Annotated in this window: 12 protein-coding genes; 2 read left to right on the top strand and 10 right to left on the bottom strand. The window is 34.6% G+C overall.

The window, feature by feature from the left end:
• The first annotated feature begins 213 nt into the window (after positions 1 to 213).
• Positions 214 to 408: a hypothetical protein gene (locus tag F933_RS13390; RefSeq protein ID WP_005054312.1), complete on the top strand. Its 195-nt coding sequence runs from the start codon at positions 214 to 216 to the stop codon at positions 406 to 408.
• A gap of 126 nt (positions 409 to 534) precedes the next feature.
• Here F933_RS13390 and F933_RS13385 read toward each other — a convergent pair whose 3' ends face one another.
• The 10 genes from F933_RS13385 to F933_RS13340 form a co-directional block, all read right to left on the bottom strand.
• Positions 535 to 1794, bottom strand: a complete 1260-nt coding sequence (locus F933_RS13385; protein WP_005062041.1) for a mechanosensitive ion channel family protein — start codon at positions 1792 to 1794, stop codon at positions 535 to 537.
• Positions 1795 to 1907: 113 nt separating this feature from the next.
• On the bottom strand, positions 1908 to 2447 hold the full coding sequence (locus F933_RS13380) for a DUF2058 domain-containing protein (RefSeq protein ID WP_005062039.1): 540 nt from the start codon (positions 2445 to 2447) through the stop codon (positions 1908 to 1910).
• A gap of 3 nt (positions 2448 to 2450) precedes the next feature.
• The gene (locus F933_RS13375; RefSeq protein ID WP_005062036.1) at positions 2451 to 3131 is read right to left on the bottom strand and encodes a YoaK family protein; all 681 of its coding nucleotides are present in this window, start codon (positions 3129 to 3131) and stop codon (positions 2451 to 2453) included.
• A 13-nt stretch (positions 3132 to 3144) separates the two neighbouring features.
• Entirely contained in the window at positions 3145 to 4338 is a 1194-nt protein-coding gene (gene sstT, locus F933_RS13370; protein WP_005062034.1) for a serine/threonine transporter SstT, read from the bottom strand.
• A gap of 195 nt (positions 4339 to 4533) precedes the next feature.
• Positions 4534 to 6234, bottom strand: coding sequence for a SulP family inorganic anion transporter (locus F933_RS13365; RefSeq protein WP_005062031.1), 1701 nt, complete (start codon positions 6232 to 6234; stop codon positions 4534 to 4536).
• 88 nt (positions 6235 to 6322) lie between these two features.
• Positions 6323 to 6634 (bottom strand): ArsR/SmtB family transcription factor, encoded by a 312-nt coding sequence (locus F933_RS13360; protein WP_005054304.1) that lies wholly within the window; start codon positions 6632 to 6634, stop codon positions 6323 to 6325.
• Between the two features lie 550 nt (positions 6635 to 7184).
• Complete coding sequence (locus F933_RS13355) at positions 7185 to 7751, bottom strand: TetR/AcrR family transcriptional regulator (RefSeq protein WP_005054303.1); 567 nt, start codon at positions 7749 to 7751, stop codon at positions 7185 to 7187.
• Between the two features lie 356 nt (positions 7752 to 8107).
• Entirely contained in the window at positions 8108 to 8614 is a 507-nt protein-coding gene (locus F933_RS13350) for a hypothetical protein (protein WP_005062029.1), read from the bottom strand.
• A 36-nt stretch (positions 8615 to 8650) separates the two neighbouring features.
• On the bottom strand, positions 8651 to 9706 hold the full coding sequence (locus F933_RS13345; protein ID WP_005062027.1) for a linear amide C-N hydrolase: 1056 nt from the start codon (positions 9704 to 9706) through the stop codon (positions 8651 to 8653).
• 209 nt (positions 9707 to 9915) lie between these two features.
• Entirely contained in the window at positions 9916 to 11076 is a 1161-nt protein-coding gene (locus tag F933_RS13340) for a cupin domain-containing protein (RefSeq protein WP_005062024.1), read from the bottom strand.
• Positions 11077 to 11268: 192 nt separating this feature from the next.
• Between F933_RS13340 and dnaX the strand changes: the two genes are divergently transcribed.
• Positions 11269 to 12610: DNA polymerase III subunit gamma/tau (dnaX, locus tag F933_RS17275; protein WP_005062020.1), on the top strand; the 1342-nt coding region annotated here is incomplete at its 3' end.

Below are 12610 nucleotides of genomic sequence, written 5' to 3'. Positions count from 1 at the left end.
TAAAGGACAAAAACAGCAATTAGATAGATTTTAAAGATAAGCAATTGAATGAGGCGTTTTAATTTACATTAAATATTTTTCAGAACGTTGATCTTTTCATCCTTTGAAATTGCTTATGTAACTGGCTGATCAAGCGGTAGTAGTTTAATTCCTTATCTTTTCCAGATTAAAGCGTATACTAAAATCAAGAATCAAAAACGATAGGATTATAAAATGCTTGTTAAATTTGCAGTACGGTTCATGGTGATCTTAGCTTCAGTCTTGGCTTTAGCCGCGATGGTTATTCATTTCTTCTTTTCTAGTAAATTAACTACTGATTTATGGATCATTGTTGTTCCGATTATTTTAGGCATACCGATGTTAGCTTCTGTGGTGCTCGCAAAAGATGATGAGTTAAGTGTCCATTAATTTAAATCTAAGTTTTCTTAAAGTTTAGAATCATTTTTTTCAACTCAAATAAAAGGAAGCCTTTTCTAAAGGCTTCCTTTTATTTATTGCATCATAAATTATTGTCGAATGAAGACTTATTTCAGCTTAAAGTTCAGGTTGAGATATAGAAGATATAGAATTTAGTTTTTGTAAATCATATCCTGATGGGGCTTGATAAATTCTTAAACCAAATTCAGGAATAATTGCGATCAAATGATCGAAAATATCCGATTGAATCGCTTCGTAAGATGCCCATGCAATCGTATTGGTAAAAGCGTAGATTTCTAAGGGTAAACCTTGACTTGTGGGCTGTAATTGACGAACTAAAATAGTTTGATTTTGAGCAATACCTTGATGCTGACGTAAGTAAAATTCCACATAAGCTCGGAATGTTCCTAAGTTTGTTAATCTTCGTTGATTGTATTGAGACTGACTATTTAAATGTTTATTGAACTCATCGATTTCAGATTGTTTTGCATCGAGATAACGATCCAAAAGTAAAAAATTCTTTAGCTTTTGCTGTTCTTCATGATTCATGAAATGAACGCTGCTTTGATCCAAAAAGATAGAGCGCTTTATACGACGACAACCTGAATTACTCATTCCACGCCAATTTCTAAACGTATCTGTTACCAGCTTATTGGTTGGAATGGTTGTGAATGTTTTATCAAAATTCTGCACAGTTACGGTATGTAATGACATATCAATTACATCACCATCAGCATTGAGTGATGGCATTTCGATCCAGTCACCAATACGAACCATGTCATAAGATGCGATTTGTACACTGGCAACAAGCGAAAGTATCGTGTTTTGAAAGACCAACATCAATACCGCTGCCATTGCACCAAAACCAGCGAGTAGAGTAAAGACATCTTTTTTTAGGAATGTACCTAAAATCATCAGACCACACACAACGAATAAAATCAGCTTAATGAGCTGTAAATATCCTTTAATTGGCTTATTTCTTGATTTAGGATTACGTTGATATATCAAATTAAAAATATTTAAGGCTTCACTCACTGTAAGAGCAAGCGTAAGGAAAATAAAAGCTTGTGCCCCCATTTGCACAAATGTAATGAATTTTGCAGAAAGATGTGGAACGGTGGTAATACCATTCATAATCACAATAGCAGGTACTATATTTGCAAAACGTCGCGTTACACTATGTTGAGCAAAAATAGACTGATTTGGAGATTTAAATTTGGTAATTAAATGACGAATTCCACGAACGATAATTCTTTTAGCTACAAAGTTAGCCAAAGCTGCAAAAATAATTAAAACAGCTAATCCAAGCAACATTTCTAGCCATGGATAATGGCTCAACTCGGTTCGAATTTCTCTTATAAAACCTAAATAATCCAAACGAAAACACCTTAAAATTCTTTGAATTAGAATTGTAAGGTGTTAAACACGATATTCATCTTTTGCTCACAGTTTATATACGAACTGTAAGGTGATTTAACATGCAGTAAGGTTTACCACATTAGATCATCAGGAATCACATAAGCTGCATACGGATCTTCTTCATCAGTCGCTTGATCATTCTTTTCTGTATTCTTATTAATCAGAACAAATCCTTGCATTTTTTGGTCAATTTTATCGGCAAGTGCTTTAGGTAAAAAAGCATAGCTTTCTTGATCTTTAGCAATCACCAATGAGCCAGAAACTAAGGCATTATAAATTTGTTGATTGATATATAGCTTTTTAATCTTGTTTTCATCAATAAATTGATAAGTCACATCACCCTCTGTTTGACCAACTTTATGCTGTTTGATCATTTGAATAATTGATGCTTTTAGCGCTTTTTGTTCTAAGATACGTTGTTTTTCAGAATCTAATGCCTGATCTTTCGCTAACTTTTCTTGTTTTGCTCGTTCAATTTCAGCTTTAATTTGAGCATCATCATTGTGACCTGTTCTTTGCTCATGTTGCGCTTGTTTAGTGAGTTTTTTCGCTTTTTTATTGTCTACTAAACCAGCCTTTAATAACTGAGCTTGCAATGCATTTTTAACCATAGTTCAATCCAGATGCGTTTTTGATGAAAAGCGAAAATATGCAACCCAATACGCTAAACTCAATGTCAGACTGAGTCCAGCAGGGACTAAAAATGTTTGTAATTTTAAATAAGGATAAAGCAAACTCGCAATAAGTCCACCAACTAAAAAACCCGAAAAAATGAGTAGATGTAAAAAAATACGACGATTTTCTACTTTTAAACCGCGAACTTTATATCCAATCGCTAAACCAATATCTGTTAATACGCCAGATAAATGGGTTGTACGGATAATTGCACCTTTATAATGGCTCACCATTGCATTTTGTACACCCATAGCAACACAAGCCCATAACAGTCCATATCGAGGAAAATAGGGCAGTAATAACCAAGTGAGAAACAAAAAGATAGCAACTAGACTTAAAGGGAAACCGTAGTGACGACCAAATGCGCTATGGCTATTACCTAAAATTAGACCGCTATAAAATGAGCCGATAACAAAGCAAACAATGACTGAACTTAGATAGAAAAAATGTTCGGGTTGCCAGTTGAGTACGCTCATTGCAAGCATACTGACATTACCAGTCATATGCGAAACGGATTGATGAAGGACAGTGAATAAGCCTAAAACGTTTACCATTCCAGCATTCAGTGCGAGTAAAAAAGCACTTATTTGAATCCAGTTGGGTAAACGTTGTAAGGGCATGAACCTACTCGTTTTAGCGGTTTCGGAAATCTACAGCGGCTGTAAATAAAACGTCAGTTGATGAGTTTAACGCAGTCTCAGTTGAATCTTGTAATACACTAATAATCATACCAATCGCAACAACTTGCATGGCAATTTCAGATGATATACCAAACAAACTACATGCAACAGGGATAAGTAATAAAGAACCACCAGCAACACCTGAAGCACCACATGCAGAAACTGCTGCGACAACTGATAAAATAATCATGGTACTAAAATCAACATGAATACCCAGCGTATGAACTGTAGCAAGCGTTAAAACTGTAATGGTTACTGCTGCACCAGCCATATTGATTGTTGCGCCTAAAGGGATAGAAACACTCGCTGTGGCTTCATTTACACCAAGGCGATGTGCTAAATCCAAATTGACTGGAATATTGGCAGCTGAGCTACGCGTAAAGAATGCAGTAATACCACTTTCTTTTAAGCACTTAAACACTAATGGATACGGATTTTTTCTCATTGTTAATGCAACAAGAATCGGATTGATCACCAATGCAACAAAAAGCATTGTTCCAATCAAAACCATTAATAAATGTGCATAACTTGATAGCGTTGCTAAGCCCGCATCTGCAAATGTAACTGCAACTAAACCAAAGATACCAACAGGTGCAAAGCTGATCACGATATGAATGATTTTATTCACCGCATCAGCAACATCAGTTAATACTTGCTTGGTTGCATTAGAACTATGTCTAAGTGCTAAACCTAGACCGATAGCCCAAGCTAAAATACCAATAAAATTAGCATCACTAATGGCTTGAACAGGATTGGCTATAAAGCTTAATAGTAGATTTTTTAAGATCTCAGCAAGACTACCTGGCGCTTGTAGCTCTGATTGATTTGTTAAATGCAAAAATAATTGACTTGGAAAAATGATACTCGCAATAACCGCACTAAATGCAGCTAATAGCATTCCTGCTACATATAGAACCATCACTGGCTTTAAATTAGAATTCTGTCCAACTTTGAAATTTGCGATTGAAGAGAGAACCAATACAAATACTAAAATTGGCGCAACAGATTTCAATGCTTTGATGAACAATTCACCTAATAAACTTAAATAAGGTGTAAAGTTAGGAAATAGCAATGCCACGCCAATCCCTAAAAAAATAGCAATAATAATTTTGCTAACTAAACTTAAGCGAGACAATACATTAAACATATAAAAGCCTTATAAACCCGTATGTGGTTTAAGGTTAAACAAGCGCCGTATTCTATACCTAAGCACTCAGTATTTAAAAATTTTTTTTACAAGCAAATTAGTTTAAAATTTATGTAAAAAATAAGATAATGTTTTTAAAGAAAAATTATAAGAACAAGCTCTATCTTTTTGAATAAAAAAGCATCTCAAAGCAGGCTAATTATCGCTAGTTTTCACTGAGATTTCTTGGATTGCTTGATAGTGCGTTAAAAAAATGTGCCCTGTTAACTCTTTGATTAGCCTAGAGTCTAACAGTCGATCCATCACTGGACTTTTAACTTCTGATAAATGTAGTTGAATGGCGAGTATTGAAAGTTCTAGATTAAGTTCTTCCAGCATTTCTAATGCGCTCAGATCGATATTGCTGATGCTCGAACAGTTGATAATGACATGTTGAATTTGATTATTTTTACTTAATTCTGTAATAACAGAACCTTTTAGCACATGAGCATTCAAAAAATTTAAATTTTCATCTACACGAAATGAAGAAATTGTAGACATTGTGATTACATTATAACGTGAAACATTTCTAAAATGCTGTGTTCCTTCGACTAAGCCAATTTGAGCAATATGGGGACGACTAATTCGCCACAACAATAAAATGAAAGTTAAAATAATTCCGATCACTAATCCAGTGGAAATATCAATACATGTTACACCGATAAAAGTTGCTAACATTGCAAGCCCATCAGCTTTGGAGTATTTCCATGTTTCTATAAATGGGACTAAACTTACTAACTTCCAAATAGAAACTAAAATGGTAGCGGCTAAAATTGCCAAAGGTAGATTTTGGAAAAAACCTGTAAAGTACAAACCCACAAAGATCATCAGTAATGATGAAAGTACACCTGACATTGGTGTTTGAGCGCCTGCATCAGCATTAACAACAGTTCTAGATAAACTTCCAGAAACAGCGAAACCGGAACTTATTCCAGCCGAAATATTTGCTAGACCGAGAGCAATCAATTCTTGATTACTATTTAAATCATCACGTTTTTTGATGGCGGTTGCTTGAGCAATTGCTAATGATTCTACAAAGCTAATCATGGCGATCATGAAAGCGCTTGGGAGTAAGGTTTCTACAAGCTCGATATTCCACGTTGGAAATTTAAGATCAGGCAAACCTGAAGGAATCATCCCGACGGTTTTTAAACCGTATTGATCTAAATTCAATAAGAAAACTATTCCGATAGAACAAACGACTAATAGTAATGGGCTCAGTTTAATAATCACGTCATTTTTAAACAATTTGGGAATACAAACCAAGATCATAATTGCAGCTAAACTCGTACTAATCGTCAATAGATTGCTTAGATGAATATTTGGAATTAAGGTGCTGATAAATTCAGGAATATTATTTGCTTTTAAAGGGATGTCTAATAAAAATTTAACTTGCCCAAGCGCAATAAGCAAAGCTGAAGCGATAACAAAACTTTTGATTACAGGGTGGCTAATTAACTGAATTAAAAAACCAAATCGAAAAAAGCCGAGTAGGAGTGAAATAAAGCCAACTAATATAGATAACAAACAAGCGGCTTCAATATACGCGACTGTACCTATAGGAAAAAGTGGATTTAAGGTCGCAAAAATCATCATCGAAATAATCGCCACAGGCCCGACAGAAAGGGTGGTGCTGCTACCGATGAATGCGTAAATAATCATAGGTAAAATGCTGGCATAAATACCCATAATTGGAGGTAAACCTGCCAACATAGCATAAGCCATGCCTTGCGGAACAAGCATTGTAAGTACGATGCATGCTGCAAAAAAATCTGACTTGAAGTTGGCTGAGCTATAGTTTTGTAGCCACTTAGAAGAGGGAAATAGATTTAATATTTTTTGATTTATAGAATTCATGCATAAATCATCTAAAAATGTATTTATGCATATATTATGCAGAAAAAAAGCAAAGCAAACTGCATATAAATATAAAACTTAGATCAGTTTAGATGTTAGGACAATAATTCTGATAAAGCGTTGTTAGCACAACTTGTAACTTTGGATCACTGATTGAATAAAAAATTTGCTTTCCATCACGACGAGTACAAACAACATTACTCTTTCTTAACATCATGAGTTGTTGCGAAAGGGTAGGTTGAAAGATTTGAGTTAGCTCTTCAATTTGAGAAACATTTAACTCTTGTTTCGCTAAATGACACAAGATAATTAAACGATCTGTGTTTGCAAGAGATTTAAGTACATTGACAATTGAGCTTGCAGACTCTCTCATTGCTTCGATCTCAAGATCTTTTTGCATATTATCCTCACGATGTTTCAAGCGAACTTAGTATAAGGGCAGCAAAATTAAAAAATGTAGCAAAACTGAATAATTGCAATGGTTTTTTATGAAAAAGGATATAAGTAAAAGTAATAATGACTCTCATTTGTGTATGCCATTATATTTTTTTATTCAAAAGTGAGATTAAAGTCTCTATTTAATATTTTGGTCTATTTTTTAAGTGATTTCTATATTTAAAAATATGGTTGATAATTAAAATTATTAAAAATAACTAAACAATAAAAATAAATTATTAATAACATTAATGAATATAAAAAAATTAAAAAAAAGTTTGTACTTTTTAAAAAAGTAGATATACTGATCATAAGACAGAACGATCTGTCTGCATAAAAAGGAGTGGGAGTGCTACTGTACTACCGCCAGAGGGTAATAATTTTATTATTCTTTTTACAACTCAGACGCAAGCGTGAGCCACAATTATAACTATAAATCACGCTTTATTTTTTAATTTTCCTTATATATCAATTTTCCTTTAAATGACTATTGATTCAAAGGAAAACTCTAACTTTTAAGCCAATTCTTTTTCAAAGTTGATTAAATGTTTTACACGTGTCCAGTATTCATTCATTTGGACAGAATTTTTATTTACATGAGCTTGAATGGTCATGCCATCCAAAATACTCACAATCAGTGTTGCTAGATGGGTCGGATTACGAATATCTAAATGTGTCAATAAGCCGTGAACTAAATTGGTTAACCATATTTTATATTGAGTAGCTGGTTCCAAAGTAGAAGGATAAATTTTAATGACTTCTTCTAATGCTTTTTGAAACATGCAACCATTGAAGTCTTCGCTATGAAACCAAGCGTCATACCAAATGAATATTGCGTTGAGTTGTTCAAGATAATCATCTGGATTACATTCAGCTAAAGCTGCATTTAATGATGTTTGTAAATTTACGTTTCTTTGGAGTAAACACTCTTCAATTAGTTTCTCCTTGGAAGGGAAGTATTTATAAAAAGTCATTTTAGCGACATTAGATTCACTAATAATCCGATCAACTCCAATTGAATTATAGCTATGAGAGTTAAAAAGTCTTAATGCTGTGGTAATAATATCTTCTTTTTTTGACATATTTAGCCTCTAAGTCGCTCCCCATTACTAGAGCATAGTTTCGCATTCTGATATGCAATTTTGGCATGGGATTTTACATGCTATTTTGAAAATATTCTAGCGGAAAATAACAATATTTATGAATTGCGATTATTAGGTGAAATGTATTATTTATCGATAAAATTAACAAATTGAATTAGCTGTATTAATAATAATTTATTAAGTTGATTCTAGGTGGTTTATGATTGTTTATATTTTGATGTTATTAACTGGATTACAAAGATTTTAATTCCTCAATTGGTAAATGAGAAATATTCGTATTATTAAAGTGAGCCAGTATTTTTTTCAACTGACCCACAGATTTAAAATGATTGAGCTTATTTTTGTGGCAAGCTTGCGATTAAGTTCACAAAGTTTTGATAAAGTGGTGAGCGCTGTGTAGGCGTGTAAACAGAACGTTTGATTACGCCTCTATCTGTAGAAATTGATAGATCAATATTTTGTGCGCTTCTGAGTTCATTAAGAAATGAGCTTGGAAGTATGAATGAATTTGATGATCTTCTTGGAATGAGTCGATTTATATATTTTTGCTCGGTCTTTGTCATGGCATCATAATTAATAGATTTTCCATCAACGCTAAAGCTTATACTTTTTATGTCGTAATAGTCATATGTACTTGTAAGTGAAACATCAATTTTAAGCTGTTCTTTTGTTTGTTTATCCCACGCTACAACGACTGTTGGACAAATTTCATTGGATTTACAATTTAAAGAACCAGCCGTAGCAAGATGATCCAAGGTTGTTGGTGATGTTGATTGATGTTGTAAGTTAGAACAACCACTCACAATACTTGCGAAGCACAATAAGCCTATTACTTTTTTCATGATTTCAATTCTCAAGTCTGCTCTGAATTTATTTGCTTAATGATGTAGTGTTGGGCCAAGAAATTCAAATGGTTTAGCGGTCTTAAATTGATTTGTCGCATCGCCAGCAAAAGTATTCTGCTGATCTTTACCTAAATCAAGTTTACGTGTAACACCGTCTTTAAAATTTATTTGCTTCAAATCAACCCAAAATACATTTGGCGATACTGCTGATTCAAAGAAATAAAGTTGCTGTTTATGATCCGCTACTGTTCTCCAACGAGTTGAAGAAATATTTGGTTCTTCGGCAGTGTTTAAACCAAAAGGAACTGAAGCATTTCTAATCACACTAAATACAGATGCGATTGCTTCTTTGGGGTTATCATTTTTAGGAATTGCATTGATATAAAAAGACGCACGAGCGAAACGGTCTGCTGCGCGATTTGTACCGGGGAGCATTATTGTGCCGCCAATTTGTTGCCAGTAGGTGTTTAATGCTAACTGTTGGTCAAAGATAGGCGAGTTGGTCATAACTTGATATTTTTTGTTGTGATGAATAACTTGCTTTCCGTTGATATATTCAATAATCGCGCTATCACCGGTCTTATCAGAAATAGATAAATGAAGAGTCGCTAATCGTTGTTCTCCAGGAACAGCATCTGTGATTAGTGTAAAAGGTTCCTTTTCTAAAGCAGATACTGCTTCAGAAACAGTTGCATAATTATCAAGTACGTATTGAGCCCAAGCAGATATACTTAATTGTGGTTTATTCGATTGTTTACTATCAGGATATTGGGATTCAACTAGCCATAACACATTTGCGACTAATCCTGCTTCATTCATACCATCTGTTGTTGATATATCGTATCCAGAAGCAATCACGCTGCCGTACTTTGATTTCCATTTCAGAGATTTCGAACCTGCATTACTATCACGCTCTACACCACTTGGCATGATCCAAAGATTAGTACCGACATCTACTTTCCAGTCCATAGATCGAGCTGTAATAATGTGATTGTCATTACCTAAATATACAGCTCTTGTACATGCTTGAACTGTTTGAAAAAATAATGACGATGCGATGAATGAACAAAGTAATGTTTTTTTCAACATGTTGATCTCCACATTTTTTAATCAAGAATTATTTAAAATTAATATATGTTTTTAGCTTATCAGTAATTAGTTTATAAATATTTTATTAGTATTCAATCGCTAAAATGTAATATTGGTAAAAGAAAGACTTCTGAATGTGACTGAAATTGATAAAAAAACAAAAACTTTTCTTATCTAATTCAACCATGATCCAGAAGCCTAAATTTGGTTTAGTTTGGTGGCAATAACATCAAGATTGCATTGTTTAAAAGTAGAGCGATATCTTCCAAGATTTCATCTTGGTTCAAGTTTTCATCAAACATCAAAACTTTTCCATCTGCAATCTGTTTTAGTGTCGATGCGAAAGACTCTGAAATGCCAATATTCTCACCATTCGCCCAAAAATCTAAAACTTCATTCTGATTTCTATAAAGAAGTCTTGATGCTGGTTCGAGTATTAGTTGATAACCAGTGCCTACAACCTCTAATAAATCATTTGCCTCAATTTCTTCAGGTTCTGGAATACTATTTGGATAGTTAGATTCGCTCATATAAGACATGATTGCCGCGTCAAACTCTGGCGCTTTGCTGAGGTAGTTAAGTAACTCAGTTTTTAAATAGGAAAATTCAGTACTATTAATTTCCCCAAGATTTTCGGTTTGGTGACGCGCAATATCCAATAAAGGGTTTTTGAGTGAATCATTTTCTGCAAACTTATCACTGACTTGATCTATCATTTCTGAAAGATTTGGCATACGGAAACCGAAAGAAAACGTTAAACAGTCATCTTCAGCCACACCATAATGAGCAAGCCCAGGGGGAACATAAAGTAAGTCGCCAGGAGCAAGCACTTCATCAAAATGAACATCTATTTCTGCAAGCAGTTTTAATGGTTGGTCTGGTAAAAACTCAGTTGATTCATTGCACATTTGACCTAACTGCCAACGACGATGACCATGACCCTGTACTAAAAACACATCATAAAAATCAAAGTGCTTTCCTACAGAACCACCTTTAGGCGCATAAGACACCATGATGTCATCACGACGCCATTGCGGGATAAAAGGAAATTTTTTCCAAAGCTCTGCAATGTCAAATGAATAGTGATCGACTGCTTGAACTAAAATAGTCCATAAATTAGGTAGTTTTTGAAAATCACCTTTAGTCAGTGGAGAAGATTTAACATGCCATTCATTTGGATTTTTATTTTTTTGACGAATTAAGCGGGCAGTAACATCCTCTTCCAATGCCAGCTCTTGTACATCTTCTGGCTCTAATAATCCAATAATTTCAGGTAGAGCATTACGTACTAGCAGTGGTTTTTTTTGCCAATACTCATTAAGAAATTCTTCTGCGGTGATGCCGCCGAGTACTGTTAAAGATTGTGACATGGGAAATGAAACCAAAATATTGAAATTGGCGCGTATTCTCCCTTGAGTTGAATATTGACGCAAGTCTTGTCTGCATAAGATGAAATAGTCATTAAAAGTTAGAGAATGTATTTAAACTTGATCAATTAGAAACGTATTCGTTTACAGTCCTTTCAAAAAAACAGTATGCTTAACATGCAGAGAGGAGCATACATGTATCAAGTACTGGCAAGAAAATACCGTCCACGTAATTTCAATGAGTTAGTGGGGCAAAATCATGTTTCGCGTGCTTTAACCAGCGCATTGGAACGTGGACGTTTGCATCATGCTTATTTGTTTACGGGAACACGTGGGGTTGGTAAAACTACGATTGCACGTATTTTAGCCAAATGCTTGAACTGTGAGACAGGTGTAACCTCAACACCATGCGAAGTTTGCGCAACGTGTAAGGCGGTGAATGAAGGTCGTTTTATTGATTTGATTGAAATCGATGCAGCTTCGCGTACTAAAGTCGAAGATACCCGTGAATTACTTGATAACGTACCTTATGCACCAACCCAAGGTCGCTTCAAAGTTTATTTAATCGATGAAGTGCACATGCTTTCAACGCATTCATTCAATGCTTTACTTAAAACTTTAGAAGAGCCACCTGAGCACGTAAAGTTTCTATTTGCGACTACAGATCCACAAAAGTTACCGATCACCGTTATCTCGCGCTGTTTACAGTTTACTTTGCGTCCTTTAGCTGTTGATGAAATCACAACACATCTAAGTTCTATTTTAAATAAAGAACATATCGAAGCAGATCAAGACGCCATTTGGCAAATTGCAGAATCAGCACAAGGTTCATTGCGTGATGCTTTGTCATTAACTGATCAAGCCATTGCTTATGGTCAAGGTGCTGTGCATCATCAAGATGTAAAAGAAATGTTGGGGTTGATTGATCGAACTATTATTTATGATTTGATTTTAGCGATTCATCAAAATCAGCAAGCGCGTGTTAGTCAATTGCTGTTGCAATTTCGACAGCAAGCCTTAGATGTTTCATTGGTACTAGACCAATTAGTTTCAACACTACATGAATTGGCTTTATTACAATATCTGCCAGATCTTGCTTTGAAATATAGTGAAGAAATTAATCAAAAAATTATTCAACTTTCAAAATTAATTTCTGCTCAAGACTTACAACTTTATTATCAAATTGCTTGTAAAGGGCGAACGGAACTTCAGCTTGCAGTGACTCAAGAGCAAGGCTTTGAAATGACGGTATTGCGTTTACTTGCGTTTAGACCGTTATCCATTAATGAAATCGTCGTCAGCGCAACGAATGAAACTCAAATAGAAGCTTCACAACCTTCAATAATATTGCATGAGGCATCAAAGACTTCTATTGAGCAATCTGAACAAGATTTTCAGGCGGTTGAAAATAAGTTTGATGAGAAATTAGATCAGGTTAATGTTGAACCTGAACCTGAACCTGAACCTGAACCTGAACCTGAACCTGAACCTGAACCTGAACCTGAACCTGAACCTGAACCTGAACCTGAACCTGAAC

The organism is Acinetobacter beijerinckii CIP 110307 (assembly GCF_000369005.1).
GTDB classification, from domain to species: domain Bacteria; phylum Pseudomonadota; class Gammaproteobacteria; order Pseudomonadales; family Moraxellaceae; genus Acinetobacter; species Acinetobacter beijerinckii.
The sequence above is the reverse complement of the archived record's forward strand: the minus strand, read 5'-3'. Positions and strand labels throughout refer to the sequence as shown.

Bases quoted from the DNA above. Each gene is read 5' to 3' on its own strand.
- F933_RS13390 (WP_005054312.1), top strand. From the start codon at position 214: ATGCTTGTTAAATTTGCAGTACGGTTCATGGTGATCTTAGCTTCAGTC.
- F933_RS13380 (WP_005062039.1), bottom strand. From the start codon at position 2,447: ATGGTTAAAAATGCATTGCAAGCTCAGTTATTAAAGGCTGGTTTAGTA.
- F933_RS13375 (WP_005062036.1), bottom strand. From the start codon at position 3,131: ATGCCCTTACAACGTTTACCCAACTGGATTCAAATAAGTGCTTTTTTA.
- sstT (WP_005062034.1), bottom strand. From the start codon at position 4,338: ATGTTTAATGTATTGTCTCGCTTAAGTTTAGTTAGCAAAATTATTATT.
- F933_RS13365 (WP_005062031.1), bottom strand. From the start codon at position 6,234: ATGAATTCTATAAATCAAAAAATATTAAATCTATTTCCCTCTTCTAAG.
- F933_RS13360 (WP_005054304.1), bottom strand. From the start codon at position 6,634: ATGCAAAAAGATCTTGAGATCGAAGCAATGAGAGAGTCTGCAAGCTCA.
- F933_RS13355 (WP_005054303.1), bottom strand. From the start codon at position 7,751: ATGTCAAAAAAAGAAGATATTATTACCACAGCATTAAGACTTTTTAAC.
- F933_RS13350 (WP_005062029.1), bottom strand. From the start codon at position 8,614: ATGAAAAAAGTAATAGGCTTATTGTGCTTCGCAAGTATTGTGAGTGGT.
- F933_RS13345 (WP_005062027.1), bottom strand. From the start codon at position 9,706: ATGTTGAAAAAAACATTACTTTGTTCATTCATCGCATCGTCATTATTT.
- F933_RS13340 (WP_005062024.1), bottom strand. From the start codon at position 11,076: ATGTCACAATCTTTAACAGTACTCGGCGGCATCACCGCAGAAGAATTT.